We start from the raw sequence: 24,880 nt of genomic DNA, 5'->3' as shown, positions 1-24,880 counted from the left end.
CTTGATTAGCTAATGAAAAAAATGAGTGAAAAGAAAATAACAGGAAAAACATATGACTTACAGCTACTTGGAAGGTTGTCTAAATACCTAAAGCCCTACAAAAACTATTTTATTTGGTCGGTTTTTTTAACCATTATAATTGCCGGAATTGCTCCTTTAATGCCTATGTTGGTAGAGTATACATTGGATCGGTTCATTCTCAACAATGATTCGGGCGGGTTGACTATGATGACTGCTTTAATGGTTGGTTTATTAATATTTCAAACAGTTGTACGATACTATCATACTCTTTTAACGAACACTTTAGGGCAGTCGGTCATAAAAGACTTAAGACTCGACACTTTTAACCATATTACAAGTCTTCGTTTAAAGTATTTTGATAAAACACCTATAGGTAGGCTTATTACACGAACAGTATCTGATTTAGAAACAATAGCAGATATTTTTTCAGAAGGGCTAATACAGATAATAGGTGATATTTTACAATTAGTAGTTATCATCTCCGTTATGTTTTACAGCGATTGGGAATTAACTTTAATTGTCTTAATACCCATGCCTCTTATGATTGTAGCTACTTATTTCTTTAAGGAAGCCATGAAGTCGGCTTTTCAAGATGTGCGGTACTGGGTAGCTAATCTAAATACATTTTTACAAGAGCATATATCAGGTGTTAGCGTGATTCAATATTTTGCACGAGAACAACAAGAGATGAACAAGTTTAAAGCGATCAATGCTGAGCATAGAAACGCACATATCCGTTCTAATTGGTATTTTTCGATCTTTTTTCCTGTAATAGAAATCATCATGGCGATAGCTCTGGGGTTATTAGTATGGTATGGGGCTAAATCTATATTGGCTGAGCGCATTTCGCCAGGTGTTGTAGTGGCATTTATCATGTATATTAATATGATTTTTAGGCCCATTAGGGAGCTGGTAGATAAGTTTAATACACTACAGATGGGAATGGTAGGAGCAGAGCGTATTTTTAGTGTGCTTGACACAGATGAAAAAACTCCTAATCCAGGGGAATACAAACCCGATCATATAAGAGGCGAAATCGAATTTGACCACGTGTGGTTTGCTTATGATGATGAAAAATGGGTACTTAAGGATGTCAGTTTTAGTGTGCGGCCAGGCGAAACATTAGCCTTAGTAGGTGCTACTGGTGCCGGTAAATCTTCGACTATTAATATTCTCAGTAGGTTTTATGAAATAAACAAAGGTACTATATTGCTAGATGGTGTTGATATTCGTGCTTATGATATTAATTATTTGAGAAAGACAATCGCGACGGTATTGCAGGATGTTTTTTTGTTTTCAGACTCGATAGCGAACAATATAAATTTAAATAATCCTGAAATTAGTCGTAAACAGATCATGGAAGCCGCTGAAAAGGTAGGGGCACAGCATTTTATTGATCGACTGCCAGGTAAATATGATTATGAAGTAAAGGAACGGGGGGCGACACTTTCTGCCGGGCAAGCACAACTTATTTCTTTTATAAGGGCCTTGGTACATGATCCTAAAATCCTAGTTTTAGATGAGGCCACTTCATCAGTAGATACCGAAACCGAGTTATTAATACAACATGCTATAGATACGCTAATGAGTAATCGTACCTCTATTGTAATTGCTCATCGACTTTCAACAATTCAGAAGGCCGATAAGATTATTGTATTAGATCATGGAGAAATTAAAGAAATGGGGAATCATCAGGAGTTGCTTCATTTAAATGGTTACTATAAGAGGTTATATGATTTACAGTTTCATTCTGCCGGGATTTAATTTAGTTGTGAGTTGCCCGTTATGAGTTGCGAGCCGCCGATAACGAACAACTAACAGCTAGCATTGATTTTCTTCAATCTCTTTCCCTGATTTTGAAATGAATTTAGTAAGTTTGCGCTACAAAAATTCGACCAATGAGTGTACTTGTAAATAAAGATTCAAAAGTTATAGTTCAGGGCTTTACAGGAAATGAGGGCTCTTTCCATGCTTCACAGATGATTGAGTATGGTACCAATGTAGTAGGTGGTGTAACTCCAGGAAAAGGAGGCCAAAGCCATTTAGACCGTCCGGTATTTAATACTGTACAAGATGCAGTAGATACAACGGGAGCAAATGTTTCTATCATTTTTGTACCTCCAGCATTTGCGGCTGATGCTATTATGGAAGCGGCTAGTGCAGGTGTAGAAGTAATTGTTTGTATTACAGAAGGTATCCCAACTAAAGATATGATCACAGTGAAGGATTACCTAAAAGATAAAAAATCTAGACTTATTGGGCCAAACTGTCCAGGTGTTATTACTGCTGATGAGGCTAAAATAGGTATTATGCCAGGTTTTATTTTCAAGAAAGGTGGTGTGGGTATTGTGTCAAAATCTGGAACATTAACTTACGAAGCGGTTGATCAGACTGTAAAAGCTGGTTTGGGAATTACCACAGCCATTGGTATTGGTGGCGACCCTATCATTGGTACTACAACGAAAGAAGCTGTAGAATTATTAATGAACGATCCTGAAACGGAAGGTATCATTATGATCGGAGAAATAGGTGGAGGGATGGAGGCTGAGGCTGCACGTTGGATTAAGGAAAACGGCACCAAGCCAGTTGTTGGTTTCATTGCAGGGCAGACAGCGCCTCCAGGACGTAGAATGGGGCATGCTGGCGCTATTGTAGGAGGAGCAGATGATACCGCTGCGGCCAAAATGAAGATTATGCGTGAATGTGGTATTAGAGTGGTAGAATCTCCGGCCGAAATAGGTGCAGCAATTGCAGAGGAGCTAGCAAAAGTAAAAGCCTAGCACAAGCATAAAGCTATAAAGCAGAAAGCGTAAAGTACATGTGCGTTTAATAAATTACGATTAGCTGACAAGTTAAAGCAGAAAGCCCGTAAAATTTTCGGGCTTTCTGCGTATATTGCTATGTAGTAACGAATCTTATTATGAACAAGTTTTGGTTGTTATTGTTATGTATAAGTCTGTCTATTGTAGCATGTGCTCAAACGCCAGCTACAAATGTGACCTCTGCCCAAACAAAAAATAAAAAGGATATGGAACCTAAAGATAAAATAGATACTGTTGTAAAAAAAGTAGGTGAGTATAACGAGCTTAGTGCAGATGAAGCTTGGGTTATTGAAAAGAAAGGAACAGAGCGCCCATTTACAGGAGCCTTATTGGATAATAAGGCCAAAGGTGTATATGTTTGTAGAAAATGTAATGCTCCTTTGTATCGCTCAGAAGATAAATTTGAGTCCCATTGTGGCTGGCCAAGTTTTGATGATGAAATTAAAGGATCCGTTAAAAGAATTCCAGATCCTGATGGAATGCGTACAGAAATTGTGTGTACAAATTGTGGCGGCCATCTAGGACATGTTTTTTTAGGAGAAGGATTTACTTCGAAAGATACACGCCATTGTGTAAACTCCATTTCAATGAAATTTGTTCCTTTAGAGAAATAGCTTATTTTGAATAAGCTATAGTGAATGGGAGGTAAGTCAGCCGTCTGCAATAAAAATCTAACTTAAAGTAAGAGGTTTTCTAAAAGAGGAATAAAATTGCTTTATTTAATCTTTAAAACGTTTTAGTTACAAGTTTTTAAAAATATTATTTTAATTTTAGCGTTTAGAAACCCAACTAATACACAAAATTAAAACATGAATAAATCTATCACTCGTTTATTTTGCACGGCACTTTTATCGGTGCCGATGCTGATGAATGCACAGGAGAAGAAGTTAGTCGATTATGTAGACCCTTTTATTGGAACAGGCGGGCATGGACATACGTTCCCAGGGGCAGTAGTTCCATTTGGAATGGTTCAATTAAGTCCGGATAATGGGAGAAGCGATTGGGATTGGTGTAGTGGATACCATTTTAGCGATAACCATATTGCAGGATTTAGCCATACCCACTTAAGCGGTACAGGGATCGGCGACTGGTTGGATATTTCAGTGATGCCTCTTTTATATCCCTTGCGAGACGAAAGTGCTGATATTAAAGCGACTTTTAGTCATGCGAATGAAAAAGCTGCACCTGGTTATTATACCGTGCAACTTGATAACCAGATTACAGCTGAACTTACCGCTACAGAACGCGTAGGATATCATCGTTACCATTTTCCAAATCAAAGTGAACCCGTTATTCGTTTAGATCTAGCCTTTCATCAAAATTGGGACAACCCTACCGAGACGTATATCAAAGTTGTTGACGATTCAACGGTTGTGGGGTATCGCTACTCCACTGGCTGGGCTAAAGTGCAGCGCGTCTATTTTGCCCTGAGAACTTCAAAGCCATTTAAAGAGGCTATATTAGCTGGGCATGGCGTACAGTCGGCGCAAATTAAAGCCGCACGAACAGAAGAAAAAGGCAAAGGCGTTTCTGCCCAATTGCTTTTCGATGCGCAACAAAAGCTGGTTGATATGAAAGTCGCTTTGTCATCTACCAATTATGATAAAGCATTACTGGCACTGAATGAGATTCCCGACTGGAATTTCGAGCATGTTCGTGAAAGTGCTGAAGAAAAGTGGGAGCATGAGCTGCAAAAAGTACAAGTATCGTCATCCGACGAAAAATTAAAGCGTGTATTTTATACGGCACTTTATCATACCTGTATGGCTCCCGCATTATTTTCAGACGCAGATGGTGTTTATAAAAATGCGCAAGGCGATTCGCTTAAAATGCCAGCGGGAAATCAGCGTTACACTGAATATTCGCTCTGGGATACCTTCCGCGCACTAAATCCGCTGTTTACCATAACACAACCGGAAAAATATACAGCCATGCTGAATAGCATGCTGGCCTTTTATGATGAAAACGGATTATTGCCTGTTTGGGATTTGAGTACTTGGGAAACAAATACAATGACAGGTTACCATGCTATCCCTGTGATAGCGGATGCTGTGCTTAAAAATTGGCCAGGCATTGATGTTAATAAAGCTTATAAGGCAATGCTAGCATCTGCTTATCAAGAAGGTAGGGGTGTTCCTGAATATATTAAACATGGATACATGCCACAAGACAAAATGGGACATAGTGCGTCTGTGACCCTTGAATATGGTTACGATGATTGGTGTATTGCACAAGTGGCAAAAAAACTAGGACAAGAAGAAGATTACCAAAAATTTAGTAAAAGAGCGCAAGCCTATCAGCATATTTTTGATAAGAAAACAGGGTTCATGCGTGCAAAGAATAGTGATGGAAAATTCGTTCTTCCATTTGACCCCTATTTATCAGAACATGATGAAGTTAAAGCTCAATATGTAGAAGGTAATGCTTGGCAACATTCTTTTTTTGTGCCACATGATGTAAGAGGGTTGGCTGATCTTTATGGAAGTAATGAAAAGTTGAGTATAAAATTAGATTCATTATTTTCTGTGAGTTCTAAGTTAACAGGCGGAAATACTTCTCCAGATGTAAGCGGGTTGATTGGGCAATATGCGCACGGTAATGAACCGAGTCATCATATCGCTTATATGTATAGTTTTATAGGCCAGCCTTGGAAAACACAAGAAAGAGTACGTCAAATTGTGGATTCGATGTATCACGATCAGCCGGATGGTTATGCAGGAAATGAAGATTGTGGGCAAATGAGTGCATGGGCTGTCTGGAGTATTGCTGGTTTATACCCAGCAAATCCTGCGAGCAGCGAGTACATCATCGGAAGTCCAGCCGCCGATGAAGTGGTATTTAGGCCGGGTGGGGGGAAAGAGCTCCGTTTTAAAGCTATCAATAACAGTAAAAGTAATATCTATATCCAAGAAGTGAAGTTTAACGGAAAAAAATATAATAAAACATATTTTACGCACGAGGATATAATAAATGGGGGTGAAATTGAGTTTATAATGGGGGATAAGCCAAATAAAAAATGGGGAAAGAAAAAGGATTCCTGGCCCCTTTCTCAAATAGATAGCGAGTAAATAAATGAAGCATATAGATGTCATTGTTAAACAGGTACTAATTTTTAGTGCCTGTTTTATTTTTATAACTTCCTGTGCTCCCAAAATACATGAAAAAGGGGGAGCCTCTTATTATGCCGATAAGTTTAAAGGAAGACGTACTGCAAGCGGCGAAAAATTCAGGCAGCATAAACTAACGGCAGCACATAAGACGCTTCCCTTCGGTACGATGGTTAAAGTAAAAAACTTAGGTAATGGTAAAACAGTGAAAGTGCGGATTAACGATCGGGGGCCTTTTGTTTCAGGAAGAATTATAGATCTCTCTAAAAAAGCCGCACGTAGATTAGGTATCGTGCAAAGTGGTGTGGCTCGTGTGGAAATTAGTTATAAGAAAAGAAAATAGTTAAATCGTTGATTGAGTTAAGTCGTTATTGCATTTACATCATAAAGTGGTCTATTGATTACATTTTGCGTTATCAATAGACCAACAACTAACAACGAGCAACTAACAACTAGTTAGTTCCCAAAAGGAATTTTTATTCCTAAGTTAACTCCCAAACCACCTATATTGATGTATGATCTTAATTCATCCGCTGGTTTGTTGGGGTCGAAGCCTTCCCAGCCAGCTACGTTGTTCCCTTCGCCAATCGTTTTGTGGTAGTTAACCAACTTACTACTTTCACTAGCTGCATCTGTGCTGAGAGAACCATTTGCAATAGGCTGGCCATTGTTAACAATTGTATATTCTCCACTAAGTTCATGTAACTCTTTCTTTTTACCTCCAACTGATATATTGCGATATTCCAATTCAGCATAAATACTTATGCGGTCATTTAACATCCAGTCAAATCCAACAGCACTTTGAAAACCAACCGTAGGATTTGCTTTGATACGATCAACCCTTTTTACATTTGATAAAACCATTGTTGATCCGGGAGGAAGGTTAGCAGGAACCATGTGCATACTCTCCGCAATACTTCCAGTTCGGTCATTGACATCCGTGGCTATTTCAAGATATCCACCGATAGGTATGATAATACCTACCTTAGCGTATGGTTTTATCGGACCGTCCGACGGAATATGGGCAACAAGAGCAGGTGAAATATCGAATGCCCTCACATGTCCAGTATTATGTAGGTTTAAGACTTCATTGCCACCTATGCTTCCTCTCTGTCTCATCATATCTTGCGAACGACTTTTGTAATAGTTAAGCCCAACCTCAACACCGATGATTCTATTGAAGCGATAGCCCGGCGTTATACCCGCTTTCCACCCTTCACCAAAAGAGCCGGTTATGGTGCTCTCAGACACGGTTTGTTGTGTGGGAGGATTTCCAGGAATAATATTAAATACGCGATCTCTGGCGGGCTGTCCTCCGATTGCGGGAAACTCTACTGGTGTAACTTTAAGAAAATAACTACCACCAGCCTTTAAATAGAAACCTTTATTATAGTCGTCTTGTGCATTTGCTGAATAGAAACAGGTAATAGCTAGTATACTAGCAATGATCGTGATCTTTTTCATGAGCGAAAAAATTAAATTGGACAGTTTATATTGTTAGCGTAATGTTAAACAATACTATGCTTGCATAGTAAATACAAACGAAAATATAAAAGGTTTGTCTGATTTCCAAGTTTTTTCAATAAAAGATTCGGGGTTGTTGTGTTTCGAATGATAGATGTTAAAAAGACATTTATTGTTGTAAAATATCTTTAAGGGAATGCTTTGGCACATTCCCTTAAAAAATTTTAGGTTTATAATAGGTTAGCTAGTTACATTTTCAATGTAGCCAAATGTAAAATTTTTATTTCAATGCAACAAGAAAAAATTAATAAAAAAATGGCTTAAACGGATAAATGTTTAAAAATGTATAAAAGTTCTCATCGTACTCGTTTATCAGTTAATAACCATGCTAGCTATTGATTAACACTTCACTTAAGTAATATATCGCTGTGCTGCTTTTGATTAGACGATGCAAACGGCATTCACAACAAAGAGGTACTAATTCGCTATTTTCTCTTTAATAAATTGAATAATATCGGCATGTTGCGTAGGCTCGAACCAGACCGTATTGAGATCTTTTCTGAACCAAGTTATCTGACGTTTGGCAAATTGTCTGGTATGTTGTTTTATTTTTTCAATAGCTTCTTCAAAAGATACTTTTCCATCCAGGTAATCAAAAAGTTCTACATATCCTACCGTAAGTAAAGGAGCATAATGACGGTAAGGAAGAAGACTTTGCACTTCTTTTAGTAAGCCGGCTTCCATCATTTTATCAACACGTTGATTGATTCTGTTATATAGATGTTCTCTATCCGTATTCAAACCTATTTTAAGCATGTGAAAAGGCCTGTTTGACGGTTTATCTTTCCTGAAGTAAGAGAAGGGTTTGCCTGTACTTTCGTATACCTCCAGTGCACGGATAACCCGTTGAGGATTATTTATATCAACTTCTGCATAATAATCTGGATCTTTTATTTTTAATTCATTTTGTAGGTATAATAAGCCCTTTTCTTGATGTAGGTTATTCAGCTGATCTCTGATTCCGGGCAGCGGTTTTGGGAGATCATCTAAACCCTGGCAAACGGCATTTATGAATAAACCACTACCACCAACCATTACAACCACATCATGCTCATTAAATAGCGCATTTATTTGATCTAGTGCCTGTTTTTCAAAGTCGCCTGCACTAAAATTTTCTTGTATGCTGAGGTTATTTACGAAAAAATGAGGAGCAGCTGCAAGCTCGTCTTGAGAAGGTTTCGCGGTACCAATATTCATTTCACGATAAAACTGTCTGGAATCAGCCGAAATAATGGAAGTCTTTAGCTCTTGTGCAACGCTAATGGCAAGGGCAGTTTTTCCAATGGCGGTAGGGCCTACTATGGTGATGAGGGTTTTGATATTGGCTGAGTAGTTAAAAAGTTAAGTTGTTAAATAGTAGAGTAGGCAAGTCTGTGAATAACAAAAATAGTTGAATAACTAAACTACTTCACAACTATACTACTAAACTATTAACTAATTAATAATCGTCTTCAAAGTTCTCATTATCAGAAAACCCTTCCGAAAAGTTGTCCTTTTCTTCCTCGTTTCCATCTTGTGTTTCTTCATCATCCATTAAGTCAAGATCAAGATCTTCTGCGTCGTCAATACCATATTCAGTTTCATTGAGAAAATCAAAATCTTCCTTTTCCCCTTTCTTATCGGTATTTTCGGTCGGGATAATGGCAGCACCAAAAGGTTTAGGTGCCAAACCTACAGATTTACTGGTTAAGGGGTACTTTTTACCACTTTCCTCCTGCAATATTTTAATGAGCTGCACATGGAAGTCAAATGGCCGATCGAAATTATAGGTATAGTAAAATTTCTGATGCGGATCATCGATGAACTTATTGAGTTTGGCGTTTTCCATAAGTGTTATACCTCTTTCCTTTTTCCGTGCATTCGGTAGGTATGCAATCTCTTCACCCTTCATCCATTGTTCATTACTTATGTAAAAAGAAGAAGAAACTTCTGGATTATATTCTGTTGATTGATGGATTGCCTGATGAAGATCTAAAAACGTGTGACTAGAAAGCACGTCTATTTCCCGAATAATATCATCATAATCCTCAAAAGTAACTCTAAACCTATAAATAGCCATGGTGCAATATCCTTGTTAGTTTCTAGACCGCTAATATCACTAAAAAAGTAAAAAGTAAAAAGTAAAAATAAATTTGCCGTTAAGAATGAAGCGCCGTTAGCCCGAGTTCTTTGCCTTTCTGTTTCATAAAGTGCAATGCCTCTTCCCGATTATTTTTTATATCTCCTTCCAATATCGCCTCCCGGATGGCTTTCTTTATTAAACCAACTTCACGTCCAGGCGGAATTCCAAAAGCTTTCATGATGTCATCCCCGCTTATAGGAGGTTGCCAATTTCTCATTTGATCGCGTTCTTCAACATCCTTCAGCTTTTGTTTTACCAGCTCAAAATTTTCGCGGTACTTCTTTCGTTTATACTCATTTTTAGTGGTTACATCGGCGTGACAAAGCTTCATTAGGCCGTCAATATCATCGCCCGCCTCATATAATAACCTACGGACTGCTGAGTCGGTGACGATATCTTGTGCTAACACGATAGGTCTGAGGTGAAGTAGTACTAATTTTTGCACAAACTTCATTTTATCATTGAGGGGTAGTTTAAGGTCGGCGAATATTTTGGGCACCATTCTGGCCCCCTTATCCTCGTGACCATGAAACGTCCAACCCACTTTTTTATCAAAGCGTTTCGTAGCAGGTTTAGCAATATCGTGCAATATAGCCGCCCACCTTAGCCATAGATCATCACTTAGCTCCGCGATATTATCCAGCACCTCCAAGGTATGGTAAAAGTTATCTTTGTGTCCTTTACCATTTATCATCTCCACACCAAATAGTTGTGACATCAAAGGGAATATGAGTGGAAGCAGCCCCGTGTCGAATAGGTAATTAAATCCGATACTGGGTTTATCCGCTAATATAATCTTGTTAAGTTCATCGGTAATGCGTTCACGGGAAATTATTTTAATACGCTCTTTTTGCGCTTTGATCGCGTTAAATGTAGCGGAGTCAATTTTAAACTTCAATTGCGTCGCAAAACGTATTGCACGCATCATACGTAATGGATCATCAGAAAAGGTCTCCTGTGGATCCAACGGGGTGCGGATAGTGCGTATTTGTATATCTTTTATTCCATTGAATGGATCAAGGAGCTCACCATAATTGTTTTTATTTAAGCTCAATGCCATTGCATTAATAGTAAAATCCCGTCTTTTCTGGTCGTCTGCCAATGTTCCATCTTCCACTATCGGTTTACGGGAGTCCTTTCTGTAAGATTCTCTTCTTGCACCTACAAATTCAACATCGATATGATCATAGCGTAACATAGCAGTACCAAAATTTCGGAATACAGATACTTTTGTTTTGAGGTGATCTCCAACTTTTTCAGCAAAGTCAATTCCGCTGCCGAGAACTAGTATATCTATGTCATTCTTGAAGGATCTGTTCATCAACCGATCGCGAACGTACCCGCCTATAACATAAATATCTACCCTGTGCTCGTGTGCTAGATTGCTTAATTCTTCAAAAATCGGTAGTTGCAGGTGTTCTTTCATCTGTTCGGCAAACTTAGATAAAATGCCTTTTATATGCAATATACAAAATAGCATATAAAAGCATCTTATCGATCTCTCATCTGCCATCAGGGCTTTTAAATTTAGATGAAAAATACTAAAAAGCACAGAGCTTTAAAGCAAAAAGCGTAAAGCTTGTTATTTTCGGATAAAAGAGAAAGCACCGCTAGGATCTAACTTCATGATGGTGGACGCCTGTTTAGGTGTAAGATCTTCTTGTTCAAACTGTACGATGTAATCTACTCCCGCTTTAATTTCATCACTTATATCATGAAAATTTTTCGGTGATGGTTCGCCGCTTATATTGGCAGACGTGGAAACAATAGGTTTTCTGAAGCGTTGGATGAGTTGTTCACAAAAGCGATGTTTAACAATGCGGATGCCTATCGTGCCGTCGTCTGCTAAAAGGTTTGGTGCAAGATTTTTTGCTTTTGAGTAAATAATAGTCAAGGGCTTTTCCGAAAATTCAATTAGCTCATAAGCAACCTCCGGAATATCATTAACATAACCTGATAATCTATTTTCATTTTCAAGCAAAATGATAAGGCTCTTATCCTTTGAACGCCCTTTTAACTTATAAACTTTTTCCACGGCCTCAGGATTTGTTGCGTCACATCCTATACCCCATATAGTATCAGTAGGATAAAGTATAATTCCACCAGATTTAAGTACTTCAAGGGCGTTAGAAAGATCTTCCTTCATGATCATGTTCTTTTTTAATTCCATTTTTTACCCAGGTTGTTTTATTTTCAATTGCTCCCTTGAGTATTTGTTTATTCTTAGGCTGATTGGTTCTGTCACTTTCTTTATGGTAAATATGAAAAACTATTCCCATAAATTTGAGAAACCTTTTTTTTACACCACTATTTATTAAGCGCACAGCTAACTCAGCATCCTCACTGCCCCAACCGGTAATATCGTTGTTATAGCCATTGATACTTATCAAATCCTTTTTCCAAAAAGACATGTTGCAACCCCTTAAAACGGTCGGTTGGTTCCGTTTATAACGATCAGCTAATAAATGCCCCAATAGCGGTGATCTGAAACTATTCAACACATATCCAAATGACATTTCCTTTTTGCTGATAGAAAGACTGTTCTGTGCGAGTATTTTTTTACTGGGCAGCTCTTCTAACTTCACACGGCTTCCACAAATGAAAGCCTTAGGTTTGGCCATTTTTAGATGATCTTCGATAAAATGCTCCTCCATGATAATATCCCCATCAACTTGAATAATATAATCAAATTGTGCGGCGGCTATTGCTTTATTTCTTATCTCGCTTAATCTAAAGCCGTTATCTGTATGCCATATATGATGGATAGGTATGGGGGAAGGTAATGTGAGTGTATTGATTAACTGTCTAGTCTCCTCTCCAGAACCATCATCGGCAATAATGATTTCATTGGGTAACACTGTTTGTTTAAAAGCACTTTGTATACATTTTTCAAGTGCTTTTGGCCAATTATAAGTGGCAATAATTAGTGTTGAAGTAGGAAGCTTATTGGTGCTCATGATTAATCAAGTACTTATTCAAACCATTCTGAGTCCAAATGACCTTATTGCGGTAAGTTTCTTCTAAAAGTTTTTTATTGACCATTTCTTTTTCCGCCGACTTATTTTCTGGATGAAAAAGATGATAAGCTATAGCACTAAATTTCAGTACATATTTTTTACATCCATTATTTAACATCCTTAAGGTAAGGTCGCTATCTTCATGTCCCCAGCCTTCAAAACTTTCATTATATCCGTTAACCTTCAAAATATCTTCCTTCCAAAAAGACATATTTGCACCCCTCGCATAATAAATGGGGTACTTGTTTTTATACCGTGTTAATAAGTAGTTAGATAAGGCAAGGCATCTAATGGCATTTTCGCGTCGTTTTATATCGGTATTAAAAAAGGATGTATGTGTTTCTTTTTGTTTTAATAAAATTTTCGACCTGTTTTTGCCAAGCATTACCCTTGAACCCTGCAATAAACAATTTGGGTGAGCAAATGCTAAATGATCTTCCACAAATTTTGGATGTAAGATAATGTCTCCATCAATTTGGATAATATAATCTCCGGTTGACGCTGCAAAAGCTTTATTACGTATATTAGCCAACCTGAAACCCCGATCTTCGTGCCAAACGTGAACTAATTTAGTGGGAAAAACATTCTTATAATGCTTAATCAAAGTGCCCGTGTGGTTTGTAGAACCGTCATCAGCGATGATTACCTCGTCAGGTATTCTGTTCTGACGCATGATACTTTTTAGCGTAAGCTCCAGTGCTTCAGGCCAATTATAGGTAGAAATGATGAGCGAGCAGCTTCTAGGCAAATCAGACATTTTTGTCAGTTAAAATTACCTCTAAAAGGGGTCTAAGCAGTCTGTAGCCGTCATTTCGACTGAAGCAAAGCATAACGGAGAAATCTGATAAAGGAGTAGTTACCGATAAGGATTTCTTTACTTCAAATGTTTCGTTCGAAATGACGGTGTTTTAGACGCCCCAATATTTTCATTGCTATACAGCAACATTATGATCTCTCAATGCATTATTAAGAGATGTCTTTTTATCCGTTGATTCTTTTCTTTGGCCAATAATTAGCGCGCAAGGTACCTGATATTCTCCAGCAGGAAACTTTTTTGTATACGAGCCAGGAATTACTACTGATCTGGCAGGAACTACACCTTTGTATTCTTTAGGTGCATCACCTGTAACGTCAATAATTTTGGTAGAAGCTGTTAGTACAACATTTGCTCCTAATACAGCTTCTTCTTCGACACGTATCCCTTCGACTACAATTGCACGAGAACCAAGGAAGCAATTATCCTCAATGATTACCGGAGCCGCTTGTACGGGCTCTAAAACACCTCCGATTCCAACACCACCACTTAAATGAACATTTTTGCCAATTTGTGCACAAGAGCCAACAGTAGCCCAAGTATCAACCATCGTACCTTCATCGACATAAGCACCAATATTTACATAAGAAGGCATCAAAATAACACCTTTGGCTAAATATGCACCATAGCGAGCTAAACCATGAGGAACCACTCGAACCCCTTGCTCTTTATAGTTTGTTTTAAGTTTCATTTTATCATGAAAAACAAAAGGGCCAACGTGTATTTCATTCATCTGGCGGATGGGGAAATAAAGTATTACTGCTTTCTTTATCCAATCGTTTATATGCCAACGGCCGGCCACTTTTTCTGCCACACGTAAAGTGCCCTCATCTAAATGTAATATCGTCGTTTCAATAGCCTCACGGTATTCTTTGAATTCTATTAAATGCCTTTCTTCCCAGGCCTCTTCAATTAATTTTTTTAATTCTGCGGTCATCTTTAATATAAAAGTTTAACAAAGAAAGCAAATTTATCGTTAAAATAGGACAAAAACTAGGTGCTAATCTAGTTCGAAAAGAATTATCTTTGTATTTTTTAATTTTTGAATGAAAATAGTACTCGTAGGAAATGTCTGTATACCCGCTTTAAAATATGGCGCGATTGAGCGGATCATATGCTGGTTAGGGAAGGAGTTGAGCAAGATGGGACATGAGGTTACCTATTTAGTAAGCGAAGGATCGTATGGTCACTACGGAAAGATCATTGTGCGAGATGAAAAACGAACACTGGAAAGTCAAATTCCTGTAGATGCAGATGTGGTCCATTTTCATTATCCTATAAACAATTATACAGATAAACCCCATATTGTTACTATACATGGTAATAGCTCGTCTTCTAGGCCATTCTCCATTAACTCTGTATTTGTGTCGAATGACCATGCTACACGTTATGGCGCAACCGCTTATGTATATAATGGAATTGATGCAGAAGAATATGGGAAACCCAACTTTAGCTATAAAAGAAGCTATTTCCATTTTTTGGGAAAAGCTGCTTGGCGCACTAAAAATGTTCGAGGTGCAATTGATGTAGCAGTTGCGGCTAAGGAGACCTTATTTGTACTCGGCGGAACGCGTCTGAATATTAAAATGGGGTTTAGGTTTACATTTAATCCGAATGTTAAATTTAGGGGAATGGTAGGAGGAGAGGAAAAAAATAATCTTATTGCCAGATCAAAAGGAATGATTTTTCCTGTTCGTTGGCATGAACCTTTCGGGATTGCAATGATGGAGAGCTTGTATTTAGGCTGTCCAATATTTGGTACACCATATGGGGCTTTGCCTGAACTGATAGTACCGGAAGTAGGCCATTTGTCAAGTAGCTGTAGTGCTTTGGCAGATGCCGTGCGTGAAGTTGAAACATTTAATCGAAAGAGCTGTTACGAGTACGTCTGCGATAATTTTTTATCTAAAAAGATGGCGCTAGATTACCTAGAGAAATATAAACAGGTTATTGAGGGGCAGGCATTAAATAAAGCCATTCCTGTATTGCAGGAGATTAATACACCAAAATTTTTACCTTGGACGAATTAAAATTGAGAGCGTAATGACTAAGGAGATAGAGAAATTAAGAATTGATAAATATCTTTGGGCTATTCGTGTTTTTAAAACGAGAAGCTTGGCTACCGAAGCATGTAAGGCAGGCAAAGTGAAATTAAGTGGACAGAACATTAAACCGTCTTATGTAGTGAAGGTAGGTGAGGTGTATCATATACAGAAAGGTATTGAAAAGAAAGTGATTAGGGTGGTGGACTTACTGGAAAAGCGTATGGATGCTAAGACAGCCGCTCTTTATTATGAAGATCAAACACCTATTGAAGATACTTATGGGTACAAATCCGCTTTCCATGCTCCGATATTACGGAGAGATAGAGGAACAGGGCGGCCTACCAAGAAGGATAGGCGAGAAATTGATGATTTGAAGGAGGATTTCTTTGATGACGATAAATAGCACCGTTATTTTTTAGTAATACCGTTGTCTGTCCAAATTAATTTCATTTCAAGAGCCTTATTTAATATTTTACGATTTAGGGGCTCATTGAATTTTGATTCATCCTCTTTATGATATTGATGATATACTATTGCCGAAAATTTAAGATGAAATTTTTTAACGCCAATATTAATCAATCTTAAAGCAAGCTCGCTATCCTCATGCCCCCATCCTTCAAATGCCTCATTATATCCATTTACTTTTAGAAGATCACTCTTCCAAAATGAGAGGTTAGCGCCTTTAGTAAAATAAATTGGATATTTAGGTTTGTGCCTTTTGAGAAGCAATTTAGTGAGAAGAGGAAAACGAATAGCATTTTCTTTTCTAGTGAGGCCAGTATCTAGCAGACTGATAGAAATGGATTTTTTATTTTGTAGTTCTTTTGTGTACCGGTCGGTTAGTATTCCTCGCGATCCTTGAAGAAATACCCCTTTTTGGGCATAGCGACAATGATCGGCTATAAACTCCGGATGCATAATGATATCACCATCAATCTGAATGATGTAATCTTTTGTACTAGCAGCAATGGCTTTATTCCGAACGCTTGCAAGTCTAAAGCCCTTGTCTTCTTGCCATATGTGAGTAACAGGTATTCTTAGCTTGCTTTTATACGTATCAATTAGTGTTTTTGTATCCTCTCTAGAACCGTCATCTGCGATAATAATTTCAGCTGGGGGATTAGTTTGATTTATGGCGCTTAGAAGAGACAACTCAAGTGCTTCTTTCCAATTATAAGTCGATATAATTAATGTTGTGTTCGCGTTTGATACAGCCATTCTATTGAATTAGGTATACTTATAAATATTCTATAATGATAATATCTAAGAATTGTACAAAAGTAGGTATCTGTTGATCTATTTCAAGTGATTCTTGAAAATTTCTTGATCAATAGCTTTCAAGCTAAAATATTCTGTCTGCTTTTTAAAGATAATAACGATCATTTTGTTCAGTATCTTTTTTATTTGTAGTGTACGCTTATAAATAAACTCATTTTGTTCTTTGATAAGAAAGAAAACAACTTGGAAAACATATATTTGTCGTAATTTGCTACGTAGTAAAAATGTCAATGAATGAAACAAATCATTTTTGGCACAAAAAATGTTGATATTATGAGATTCAATTTGTAGCATTTCACAGTTGGTATCCGTTTCGTATCAGAGTGTTTTAAGATTAGAAAAATTTATGCATCCATCCGTTTCGTTAATAATATCTACATATAACTGGCCAGAGGCACTAAATCTTTGTTTAAAGAGTGTAATGAATCAGTCATATATGCCAAATGAGATCATAGTTGCCGATGATGGTTCTAGAGCATTAACGAAGGAACTAATAAAACAATTAAGAACGAAATTCTCCGTTCCTGTGCACCATGTTTGGCATGAAGATAAAGGCTTTAGGAAGTCTTTGATATTAAACAAAGCGGTAAAAGTTGCTTCGAGCGAATATATTGTTCAAATTGATGGAGATGTTATCTTAGATTCGAATTTTATCAAAGATCATCTGAGTGTTGTCGAAACAAAAACTTTTATTAGAGGGACGCGCGCGCATATAAAAGAAGAGTTACTTCCATCCATTTTTGAAGAAAAACGAGTTCATTTCTCTTATTATAACAAGGGAATAAAAAACAGATTTAATGCCCTGCGTATTCCATTTATGGCTTGGGTTTTTACAAAAAAGAGAAGCTGTTCCAAAAGTGTAAGAGGCTGCAATGTGGCTTTTTGGAAAAAAGATTTTGTCGCAGTAAATGGTTATAGCAATGATTTACAAGGTTGGGGCCATGAAGATGAGGAACTAGCAGCACGTTTAGTGAATAGTGGTGTTATGAGAAAAGGCCTCAAATTAAAGGCCATACAATATCACATAACACATCGAATTGCCTCGCGTAAACAGGAAAATAAACACGAGTTTTCTTTGAGAAAGACCTTAGAGGAAAATATCAAACGCTGTCAAAATGGGTATCATGAGATACACCCTGTACCGCAGGTGCCGCAGCTTGAAATGATCTAATATTTAGATTGGTATTGTGGAAGTCTCGAATTTAGTTTAATAAATCCTACCACTGGAGTTCATTTTTATACAATTTATGACAATTTTTGTAAATTGCCAAGGGAGTGTTCGTGGTATTACAGATATAACGTGAAATAAAAACCTTAAAATATAGGTTATGAGTGTGTTGGTAAGTGTAATAGTTCCAAATTACAACCATGGGGAGTTTCTGAAAGCTCGACTAGATTCAATTTTAAATCAAACCTTCTCCGATTTCGAAGTTATTATACTGGATGATTGCTCCACAGACGATAGTAAATACTACATTGAGCAATATCGTTCTCATGAGAAAGTGAGTAACATTATCTACAACACAACAAACAGCGGCAGTGCTTTTCAACAGTGGGATAGAGGAATAAACCTTGCGCAAGGTCAATATATTTGGATAGCTGAGAGTGACGATTGGTGCGAGCCGGGGTTTTTAGACGCTCTGGTAGGACAAATGGAAATAGATGTAAATTGTGCAATTAGTTATTGTCAGAGTTCAGTTTTATTTGGAGGCGAAATCAGATGGCAATCACATCATAATAAATTAAGTGAAGTGATTTCAGGCAAGGAGTTCATCAGAAGTTTCTTATCCGAGAAACCGGCAATATTTAACGCTAGTATGGCCATTTGGAGAAAGGCATTATATAATAAAATTTCTAAAGAATATATGGATTATCGCTATTGCGGCGACTGGTTTTTTTGGATTCAGTTAGCGCAATTAGGAAAAATACATATTAGCGGGAGGGTTTTAAATTATTTTAGAAAACATGGTAAGGATTTAACTACGTCTTCTAAAAGAAATTGTATTGATGTTTTAGAGGGAATGAAGATAGCTAATTATTTATATACCAATGGGCTTATTGTAGATAGAGAGTATTTTCTTTCGTATAAAAGGCATTTGAAGCTGTACTGGCACAGAAAAAGTCAGGTTAATGACAATAATATAAAAAGAGATATTGAGAATTTATTCCGCAGACCATTATCAAAAAAAGTTTCAAAATTAAAAGCATTGCTCAGTGCCTACTGGTCTAAGTTAAGTTCAAAGAAGATAGAACTCAATAACTAACTTAAGATATTAATGGCTTCAAAAAAATTTACTAGAAAAATAGATAGATTAGATCGAGGAGTCTCTCTATTATTAACTCAGATATATTTCATTAAATATGATAGAAGTTTTCTTAGGTGCCTGCTCAACTTCGTGTTTTTAAAAGCTTTAGTAGTTCGGATATTTGTATTACTTGTTACATTATTTAGATTTAATAGGATCAATTTCCAAGCATATAAAAGGCTGTCTTTCGGCAAAAAAATTGGGCGATTACTAGGCATATATAAACTGTGGAGAATGGAGACACTTTTCAAAGGCGAATTTAAGTTATTAAATCATTTTGACAGCGATACGTCTGAGGTTACGATAGTAATTTATGTTTGTGGCACGATTCAGAATGCGTTAAGAAGTCTACAATCAATTGACCAAAATTCAATGGGAATTTCATGCCATTTAATAGTAGTTGACTATATAAATCTTCAAGATTATCTATTACAGAATAAGATAGATATGCCGGGTGTTGAGTTTGTTGGAGAACATCCTGATGATATATCAGACTTGCATAATTTCTTAAGTCGAGCTACGAGCAAGTTTGTTTGTTTTATTACGAACCCCTTATTCGTTTGTGAAGATTATTTAAAAAACTTATTGAAAGTTATACGTAGTAAGGTTGATATAGGTTTGGTAGGAGCGAAGATTATATATGAGTTTGGCCTCCTCAAAGAGGCTGGAGGAGTTATTACAGATGATAAGCAGTATAAATATTTTGGCGAATTCAGTGATCCTGAAAAATACGAGTTCTCTTATATAAAAGAAACAGACTTTCAATCTTCTTTAGTATTGGTACGCAAGGCTGACTTTTGCAAAGCTTTGTCAAGGTTGCGTTACAACAACTGGTCTGAGTTTTCAGCCGTTGAATTGTCTGTTTTTATTAAAAACGAGCTATGTAAAAGGGTTGTTTTTCAACCGCTTGCATTGGGTGTTATTTTAGATTCTATAAAGAGTGTTCGCTATCATTTTTCTACTAAAAAGAATAAAAGAGATCTAATGACAATGGGTTATTCTTTTACACAAAAAAGTGCTAAATCTATTTTGTTTATAGATCCTTTCTATCCGACTCCAGATAAAGATTCCGGCTCGAGGAGATTAGACGAGATAATAAATATTTATTTGAATCTTGGTTACAATGTGTTTTTCTATGGACATAAAGAATATGCTAATTTTGGCGAATATTATAAAAATTTAATAAATAAGAACGTAAAAGTTATTTACAAACAGTTTAAAGATGATCTACTGGAAGATGAATACGCCTACTTGTTAGAAAACATAAATTTTGTGTGGATTTCTCGGCTGGAAATGAATCAATATTATGCATCGTTGATTGAGTCATTTGGTCATATAACGTGGATTAATGATACGGTAGATTTACATTTTTTACGAGAAGAGAGGATGATGAGGCAACAAAACCGACAGAGTGCTGATATTGAACATTATATTGCTAAAATTAAAGAGAAGGAAATTGGCCTGGCAAAAAGAGCAGACATTACAATTGCTATAACTTCTTATGAAAAGGGTATTTTAGAATCGGAAGGAGCTAAAAAGGTTGTTGTCGTTCCTAATATACATGAAGTTAGCAAAGATATCGAATTGCTAGATTACAATACTCGAGAAGGTGTCTGTTTTATTGGTGGTTACGATCATATACCCAATACAGATGCTGTAATATGGTTGGTTAACGAAATAATGCCATTGGTTTGGCAAACCCTACCAAACCTGCATCTAACTTTATTAGGAAGCAACCCTCCAGATTCGGTTAAATCGCTACGTTCCGATTTAGTAAGTGTTCCGGGGTACATTAAAGACGTCTCTCCATATTTTAACAAAAGCCGTGTTTTCGTAGCTCCGTTAAGAGCCGGAGCCGGTATGAAGGGGAAGATAGGTCAGAGTTTAGAATATGGTTTACCTGTGGTAACCACTTCAATAGGAGCGGAAGGGATGGATTTGGAGCATAATGAACACGTATTGATAGCGGATGATATTATAAGTTTTTCGAATGAGATAATCAGATTATATCAAAGCGAGAATTTATGGAGAAAACTTTCCAAAAACTCGTTTGAAGTTATAAATCGTTACTCATCGAATTCAGTTTCGAAAATACTGGAATCGATTTCTAAATAAGCTTTAGAACTTTAACTACGAATCGTACAGTCTTCGGTATGCATTTATTAAATGCTTGATAAATTCCATATCTATATGCAATAAAAGAAATTAACTTATATTGCTTAATTCGATCTTTTATGAAGTATATTTTTGCCATCGTAAATAGAGCCTTTTTAGAGAATCTAAAAATAGGGTACATGTCTTTTTTTAAATCAGATCCGAATTCAGGAAAGATCTGTAGTTGACTGATAGGAACAGCGACGGTTGTACCGAAAGAGATTTTTTTAAGATAGGAATGAGCGGTTCGCTTTTTAGGTATCATATGCGTAACCCTTAAGCCTGGTGAGACGCCCGCGGCCATGCCATTTTTTATGAAAAATAAAACCATTTGTAAATCTTCCCCGCTTGATAGCTGGCCCATTTTTCTTCCTGTTAAAGTATATGTTCCGTTTTTAACTAAATCAATGAATTTTAACAATAATGGTCGTTCAAGGCATAAACCTGTACCGAACGGATAGCATGTTTGCCAGGCTTTTTTATCTGAAAACCTCACATCAATTTCATTTCTTTCTTGAAATATAAATCTTGCATATTCTTCAACTTCATTATCAACACCATCTAAAAAATCAACGTCAACAATTCCCGGTCCCCAGCACCCAACTTCTGGATATTTTCGTTTTAATCTCTCGAGTTCTATCAGATATTCTTTTTCAGGCTCATTATCGTCATCAAAGAAAATTATATTCTTTCCTCGAGAAGATTCTATGCCCGTAATACGAGCATTCATCAAACCAGGGGCACTTTCTACTATAATTTTTATTTCTGAAAAGTGGTTTAAATAAGAAATTATATATTCTTGTTCTTTTAAAGGAGGATTACTGTTGTTATCAACTAAAATAATTTCTGTTTTGTAGCCGGACGACTCGAGATTACATATTGCTCTCAGTGCTCTATCAAGTAATCTTTTATCAGGATTGAATGAACAAATTATTACTGAGAATTCAATTTTTATCATTTCGTCGATTTGTTGTCAAGTTCGGCGGTAAAAGTATATCAAATTTTTAAATTTGTAAACCGTTTTGTTACAATACTTATATTCATTAAAATCTAATAAGTGATTTTATTCATGTATTTTAAGAAGACGGCTGAAAAAGGTATTTGTCAGATCTAGAAACATGAAAATATAGTAAATGAAAATTGTTGGTTTTGAAGGAGGACTGGGTAATCAAATGTTTCAATATGCTTTTTATAAACGGTTGGAATACAATTCTAATTTGGTTAAGGCGGACCTGACTATGTATGACCGATTAGCTGACCATAATGGTTTTGAGCTTTCAACTGTTTTCAAGATAAATGTGAACCTCGCTTCATCTTTTCAGCTCAGTCTTTATACAAAAAATAAAAAAAAATATCGTGTGTTGAGAAAACTCTTTTCTATTAGAGAGCCATATTATGAGGAGGAGGAGCAGTTTAAATACAACTCAACACATTTTGGTGGTGATTCTCGCTATTATAAAGGTTATTGGCAGCATTGTAATTATTTGCAACGCATAGAAAAGCTGCTGCATAAGGAGTTTGCATTTACTCCATTTAAAAGCTTAAGGAACATCGATATATCGCAAAAAATGCAGGGGACTGAAAGTGTAGCTATACATGTTAGACGCGGAGATTATGCGAAATATCCATTATTAAATGGATTGGCAGACAAAGAGTATTTTTTAAAAGGGATTTCAACAATTGAAGAAAAACTGATCGATCCAACTTATTATATATTTTCTGATGATATAAAATGGTGTAGAGAAAACTTAGGTGTTGAAAAATCAACTTTTGTAGATTGGAATCTCGGTGTCGAAAGTTATCTCGATATGCAGCTAATGAGCTGTTGTAAACATGCGATAATATCGAATAGCAGTTTTTCCTGGTGGGCGGCTTGGTTAAATAGAAGCCCCTCAAAAATAATAGTTGTTCCCAGAGTTTGGTATAGGTCACCCTACGGCACCGAAACCTTTAGGATGCACCCTGAAAACTGGATTAAAATTTAGAGTCGAACAGACTATTTCTTACGAAAATAACGAAATATTTTATCGATCAATCCTTGTTTTGGCATCCCTCCTTTTGAAATAGAAGTTGATCTATTGCTTAAATTTAACTCTTGTTTTTCATTTCTTAAAAACGAATGCCCACCGAATTTTGTCTTATCTAAGATGGTTATTTTCCTTTCTAAAGGAAGATTCCATCCCTGTGGATACCCATATTCAGGGCCGACAATTTTCAATCGTTCTTGGTGGTCCAGAAAATATCTATTAAGATGCGATTCATCGTGCCATATAGCGATAATATTGTTATCCAAATCCATTTGTATATTTGAAGAAAGCTGCTCAATAAGTTGAATGAAAGCGGATGATTTTCCGCCATTGAAGCCACCCATAAAATAATGATGACCTTTTCCTTGAGGAATGTAAGCAGTCGACTTAGAATTTCTTTCGTAGGTGAATTCGGCAGGGTCTTTATTATAGAAGCCCGGATGAATAACGCCAAATAAATCTTCTTTGTCGGGAAGTAGTGAACTGGATATTTCCTTTTCAACAATCAAGTTTGCGTTCATAAAAAAAATGTAGTCAAAATGTTTTAGCTCATCTTTAATTTTAGAGAAAAGATGGAAACGCATTAAAGTATCGTAAGGCCAACCCATTTTCTCCTGATAAATTAAATGAACATCGTTAGTAGAGACGTCAATATCTTGATCAGTAAACACAAAAAACTCTAAAGAACTATTTGCGAAAAGTTTGCTTTTGGCAGACTTATAAAAATCTTTCCAAAAGATCGAATATCTTCCCGTACATATATATAATACTGCAACTTTTTTCATTATAATGGTATCTATTGCTAATTTAATGGATTCTCGAATATTAACGTTATTTTCTCATACTTGCTACATTTTTTTAAATTTTGTAGCTTTCTAATGTAAAACATAGTTTATAATATTATGAATCTTACGGCTCCTCCTTCTATAACAGTTTTAATGGTGACTTACAACGCGGGTACATATATTTATGAATCCATAAATAGTGTCTTGAATCAGACTTTTACAGATTTTGAATTGTTAATTTACAATGATGGGTCAACGGATAATACTCAAGATATAGTCAATTCTATTAATGATCCAAGGATAAAGTATATTCACAATGATACGAATAAGGGGTTGTTTTGTGCCCGAACCGCTGCATTAAACGCATCCTTAGGAAGATACGTTGCCATATTAGACAGCGATGATATTGCAATGCCAGGACGTTTGAGCATTCAGTATGATTTTATGGAAAGAAATCCCGCTGTTGCCTTATGTGGTAGCAATGCAGTTGTTATAGATAGTGATGGAAAAATAATTGATAAGGCTGTAAATAAAAGAAAGTTGAAAAAAGCTAATTTCAAAGCAGAACTTTTCTTCACAAATATCTTTGTGAATTCTAGCGCTATTTTTAGGAAAGACATAGCATTACAAGTAGGAGGCTATCGGGAGATGGCTCCTGTTGAGGATTATGATCTTTTTGTAAGAATTGCAGAGAAGCATGCTATTTACGTCTTTAACCAAGCTTTCGTTTATTATAGAAGACACGACAATAATATTTCCACTAGACAAAGTAAAGTAGGGGATTCATTTTTGATCGAAATAAAGAGGAATCAGTTAGATACGTTGGATGTTGTTGGAAACAAGTATAGTCGCTTTTTC

General features: G+C 36.5%; 23 protein-coding genes. 12 read left to right on the top strand and 11 right to left on the bottom strand.

The genetic code is table 11. The annotated features are described in order from the left end of the window. Positions 1 to 21 precede the first annotated feature (21 nt). From BMY50_RS25725 to BMY50_RS25705, 5 genes are all read left to right on the top strand, one after another. A complete protein-coding gene (locus BMY50_RS25725; protein WP_093332227.1) occupies positions 22 to 1,785 on the top strand; it encodes an ABC transporter ATP-binding protein in 1,764 nt (587 codons plus the stop codon). A gap of 134 nt (positions 1,786 to 1,919) precedes the next feature. Beyond that, positions 1,920 to 2,801, top strand: a complete 882-nt coding sequence (sucD, locus tag BMY50_RS25720; RefSeq protein WP_093331895.1) for a succinate--CoA ligase subunit alpha — start codon at positions 1,920 to 1,922, stop codon at positions 2,799 to 2,801. 140 nt (positions 2,802 to 2,941) lie between these two features. After that, on the top strand, positions 2,942 to 3,457 hold the full coding sequence (locus tag BMY50_RS25715) for a methionine-R-sulfoxide reductase (protein WP_093331891.1): 516 nt from the start codon (positions 2,942 to 2,944) through the stop codon (positions 3,455 to 3,457). Positions 3,458 to 3,652: 195 nt separating this feature from the next. Next, a complete protein-coding gene (locus BMY50_RS25710; RefSeq protein ID WP_093331887.1) occupies positions 3,653 to 5,911 on the top strand; it encodes a GH92 family glycosyl hydrolase in 2,259 nt (752 codons plus the stop codon). A gap of 4 nt (positions 5,912 to 5,915) precedes the next feature. Then, the gene (locus BMY50_RS25705) at positions 5,916 to 6,293 is read left to right on the top strand and encodes a septal ring lytic transglycosylase RlpA family protein (protein WP_093331883.1); all 378 of its coding nucleotides are present in this window, start codon (positions 5,916 to 5,918) and stop codon (positions 6,291 to 6,293) included. 113 nt (positions 6,294 to 6,406) lie between these two features. Here BMY50_RS25705 and BMY50_RS25700 read toward each other — a convergent pair whose 3' ends face one another. The 8 genes from BMY50_RS25700 to BMY50_RS25665 form a co-directional block, all read right to left on the bottom strand. After that, complete coding sequence (locus BMY50_RS25700) at positions 6,407 to 7,414, bottom strand: outer membrane beta-barrel protein (protein WP_093331879.1); 1,008 nt, start codon at positions 7,412 to 7,414, stop codon at positions 6,407 to 6,409. A 477-nt stretch (positions 7,415 to 7,891) separates the two neighbouring features. After that, a complete protein-coding gene (gene miaA / locus BMY50_RS25695) occupies positions 7,892 to 8,776 on the bottom strand; it encodes a tRNA (adenosine(37)-N6)-dimethylallyltransferase MiaA (RefSeq protein ID WP_394332937.1) in 885 nt (294 codons plus the stop codon). 136 nt (positions 8,777 to 8,912) lie between these two features. Further along, positions 8,913 to 9,533 carry an IS1096 element passenger TnpR family protein gene (locus BMY50_RS25690; protein ID WP_093331869.1) on the bottom strand — a complete coding sequence of 207 codons (621 nt, stop codon included), beginning with the start codon at positions 9,531 to 9,533 and terminating at the stop codon, positions 8,913 to 8,915. Positions 9,534 to 9,612: 79 nt separating this feature from the next. Further along, complete coding sequence (locus BMY50_RS25685) at positions 9,613 to 11,022, bottom strand: CCA tRNA nucleotidyltransferase (RefSeq protein WP_093332223.1); 1,410 nt, start codon at positions 11,020 to 11,022, stop codon at positions 9,613 to 9,615. 156 nt (positions 11,023 to 11,178) lie between these two features. Then, positions 11,179 to 11,766: an L-threonylcarbamoyladenylate synthase gene (locus BMY50_RS25680; protein ID WP_238383892.1), complete on the bottom strand. Its 588-nt coding sequence runs from the start codon at positions 11,764 to 11,766 to the stop codon at positions 11,179 to 11,181. Next, complete coding sequence (locus BMY50_RS25675; RefSeq protein WP_093331865.1) at positions 11,723 to 12,553, bottom strand: glycosyltransferase family 2 protein; 831 nt, start codon at positions 12,551 to 12,553, stop codon at positions 11,723 to 11,725. Before BMY50_RS25675 ends, BMY50_RS25680 begins: the two co-directional genes overlap by 44 nt. After that, positions 12,540 to 13,370, bottom strand: coding sequence for a glycosyltransferase family 2 protein (locus BMY50_RS25670; protein ID WP_093331860.1), 831 nt, complete (start codon positions 13,368 to 13,370; stop codon positions 12,540 to 12,542). Before BMY50_RS25670 ends, BMY50_RS25675 begins: the two co-directional genes overlap by 14 nt. A 175-nt stretch (positions 13,371 to 13,545) precedes the next feature. Then, the gene (locus BMY50_RS25665) at positions 13,546 to 14,364 is read right to left on the bottom strand and encodes a 2,3,4,5-tetrahydropyridine-2,6-dicarboxylate N-succinyltransferase (RefSeq protein ID WP_093331855.1); all 819 of its coding nucleotides are present in this window, start codon (positions 14,362 to 14,364) and stop codon (positions 13,546 to 13,548) included. A gap of 109 nt (positions 14,365 to 14,473) precedes the next feature. Between BMY50_RS25665 and BMY50_RS25660 the strand changes: the two genes are divergently transcribed. Both BMY50_RS25660 and BMY50_RS25655 read left to right on the top strand, forming a co-directional pair. Further along, entirely contained in the window at positions 14,474 to 15,457 is a 984-nt protein-coding gene (locus tag BMY50_RS25660) for a glycosyltransferase (protein WP_093331852.1), read from the top strand. Positions 15,458 to 15,470: 13 nt separating this feature from the next. After that, complete coding sequence (locus BMY50_RS25655; RefSeq protein WP_093331847.1) at positions 15,471 to 15,875, top strand: RNA-binding S4 domain-containing protein; 405 nt, start codon at positions 15,471 to 15,473, stop codon at positions 15,873 to 15,875. Positions 15,876 to 15,880: 5 nt separating this feature from the next. On the opposite strand, the gene BMY50_RS25650 is transcribed toward BMY50_RS25655, so the two are convergent. Then, the gene (locus tag BMY50_RS25650; protein WP_093331842.1) at positions 15,881 to 16,690 is read right to left on the bottom strand and encodes a glycosyltransferase family 2 protein; all 810 of its coding nucleotides are present in this window, start codon (positions 16,688 to 16,690) and stop codon (positions 15,881 to 15,883) included. A 406-nt stretch (positions 16,691 to 17,096) separates the two neighbouring features. Between BMY50_RS25650 and BMY50_RS25640 the strand changes: the two genes are divergently transcribed. The 3 genes from BMY50_RS25640 to BMY50_RS25630 all read left to right on the top strand — a co-directional run bounded on the left by BMY50_RS25640 (position 17,097) and on the right by BMY50_RS25630 (position 21,171). Continuing rightward, complete coding sequence (locus BMY50_RS25640; RefSeq protein ID WP_093331835.1) at positions 17,097 to 17,921, top strand: glycosyltransferase family 2 protein; 825 nt, start codon at positions 17,097 to 17,099, stop codon at positions 17,919 to 17,921. 157 nt (positions 17,922 to 18,078) lie between these two features. Next, complete coding sequence (locus tag BMY50_RS25635; RefSeq protein ID WP_093331831.1) at positions 18,079 to 19,014, top strand: glycosyltransferase family 2 protein; 936 nt, start codon at positions 18,079 to 18,081, stop codon at positions 19,012 to 19,014. 12 nt (positions 19,015 to 19,026) lie between these two features. Next, the gene (locus BMY50_RS25630; RefSeq protein ID WP_093331826.1) at positions 19,027 to 21,171 is read left to right on the top strand and encodes a glycosyltransferase; all 2,145 of its coding nucleotides are present in this window, start codon (positions 19,027 to 19,029) and stop codon (positions 21,169 to 21,171) included. Here the strand turns inward: BMY50_RS25630 and BMY50_RS25625 are convergent. Further along, positions 21,164 to 22,168, bottom strand: a complete 1,005-nt coding sequence (locus BMY50_RS25625) for a glycosyltransferase (protein ID WP_093331821.1) — start codon at positions 22,166 to 22,168, stop codon at positions 21,164 to 21,166. The genes BMY50_RS25630 and BMY50_RS25625 overlap by 8 nt on opposite strands. Before the next feature lie 175 nt (positions 22,169 to 22,343). Here BMY50_RS25625 and BMY50_RS25620 point away from each other — a divergent pair, with 175 nt between their 5' ends. Continuing rightward, a complete protein-coding gene (locus tag BMY50_RS25620) occupies positions 22,344 to 23,195 on the top strand; it encodes an alpha-1,2-fucosyltransferase (RefSeq protein WP_093331817.1) in 852 nt (283 codons plus the stop codon). Positions 23,196 to 23,206: 11 nt separating this feature from the next. Here BMY50_RS25620 and BMY50_RS25615 read toward each other — a convergent pair whose 3' ends face one another. Beyond that, positions 23,207 to 24,022 (bottom strand): family 6 glucosyltransferase, encoded by an 816-nt coding sequence (locus BMY50_RS25615; protein WP_093331812.1) that lies wholly within the window; start codon positions 24,020 to 24,022, stop codon positions 23,207 to 23,209. Between the two features lie 117 nt (positions 24,023 to 24,139). On the opposite strand from BMY50_RS25615, the gene BMY50_RS25610 reads away from it, so the two are divergent. Further along, the coding region (locus BMY50_RS25610) for a glycosyltransferase family 2 protein (RefSeq protein WP_093331809.1) at positions 24,140 to 24,880 on the top strand (741 nt) is incomplete at its 3' end.

It is taken from the genome of Olivibacter domesticus, assembly GCF_900109575.1.
GTDB lineage: Bacteria > Bacteroidota > Bacteroidia > Sphingobacteriales > Sphingobacteriaceae > Olivibacter > Olivibacter domesticus.
Note: the sequence above shows the minus strand (reverse complement) of the source record. Positions and strands in the feature narration are given on the sequence as shown.

Bases quoted from the DNA above. Each gene is read 5' to 3' on its own strand.
- BMY50_RS25725 (WP_093332227.1), top strand. From the start codon at position 22: ATGAGTGAAAAGAAAATAACAGGAAAAACATATGACTTACAGCTACTT.
- sucD (WP_093331895.1), top strand. From the start codon at position 1,920: ATGAGTGTACTTGTAAATAAAGATTCAAAAGTTATAGTTCAGGGCTTT.
- BMY50_RS25715 (WP_093331891.1), top strand. From the start codon at position 2,942: ATGAACAAGTTTTGGTTGTTATTGTTATGTATAAGTCTGTCTATTGTA.
- BMY50_RS25710 (WP_093331887.1), top strand. From the start codon at position 3,653: ATGAATAAATCTATCACTCGTTTATTTTGCACGGCACTTTTATCGGTG.
- BMY50_RS25705 (WP_093331883.1), top strand. From the start codon at position 5,916: ATGAAGCATATAGATGTCATTGTTAAACAGGTACTAATTTTTAGTGCC.
- BMY50_RS25700 (WP_093331879.1), bottom strand. From the start codon at position 7,414: ATGAAAAAGATCACGATCATTGCTAGTATACTAGCTATTACCTGTTTC.
- BMY50_RS25690 (WP_093331869.1), bottom strand. From the start codon at position 9,533: ATGGCTATTTATAGGTTTAGAGTTACTTTTGAGGATTATGATGATATT.
- BMY50_RS25685 (WP_093332223.1), bottom strand. From the start codon at position 11,022: ATGAAAGAACACCTGCAACTACCGATTTTTGAAGAATTAAGCAATCTA.
- BMY50_RS25680 (WP_238383892.1), bottom strand. From the start codon at position 11,766: ATGGAATTAAAAAAGAACATGATCATGAAGGAAGATCTTTCTAACGCC.
- BMY50_RS25675 (WP_093331865.1), bottom strand. From the start codon at position 12,553: ATGAGCACCAATAAGCTTCCTACTTCAACACTAATTATTGCCACTTAT.
- BMY50_RS25670 (WP_093331860.1), bottom strand. From the start codon at position 13,370: ATGTCTGATTTGCCTAGAAGCTGCTCGCTCATCATTTCTACCTATAAT.
- BMY50_RS25665 (WP_093331855.1), bottom strand. From the start codon at position 14,364: ATGACCGCAGAATTAAAAAAATTAATTGAAGAGGCCTGGGAAGAAAGG.
- BMY50_RS25660 (WP_093331852.1), top strand. From the start codon at position 14,474: ATGAAAATAGTACTCGTAGGAAATGTCTGTATACCCGCTTTAAAATAT.
- BMY50_RS25655 (WP_093331847.1), top strand. From the start codon at position 15,471: ATGACTAAGGAGATAGAGAAATTAAGAATTGATAAATATCTTTGGGCT.
- BMY50_RS25650 (WP_093331842.1), bottom strand. From the start codon at position 16,690: ATGGCTGTATCAAACGCGAACACAACATTAATTATATCGACTTATAAT.
- BMY50_RS25640 (WP_093331835.1), top strand. From the start codon at position 17,097: ATGCATCCATCCGTTTCGTTAATAATATCTACATATAACTGGCCAGAG.
- BMY50_RS25635 (WP_093331831.1), top strand. From the start codon at position 18,079: ATGAGTGTGTTGGTAAGTGTAATAGTTCCAAATTACAACCATGGGGAG.
- BMY50_RS25630 (WP_093331826.1), top strand. From the start codon at position 19,027: ATGGCTTCAAAAAAATTTACTAGAAAAATAGATAGATTAGATCGAGGA.
- BMY50_RS25625 (WP_093331821.1), bottom strand. From the start codon at position 22,168: ATGATAAAAATTGAATTCTCAGTAATAATTTGTTCATTCAATCCTGAT.
- BMY50_RS25620 (WP_093331817.1), top strand. From the start codon at position 22,344: ATGAAAATTGTTGGTTTTGAAGGAGGACTGGGTAATCAAATGTTTCAA.
- BMY50_RS25615 (WP_093331812.1), bottom strand. From the start codon at position 24,022: ATGAAAAAAGTTGCAGTATTATATATATGTACGGGAAGATATTCGATC.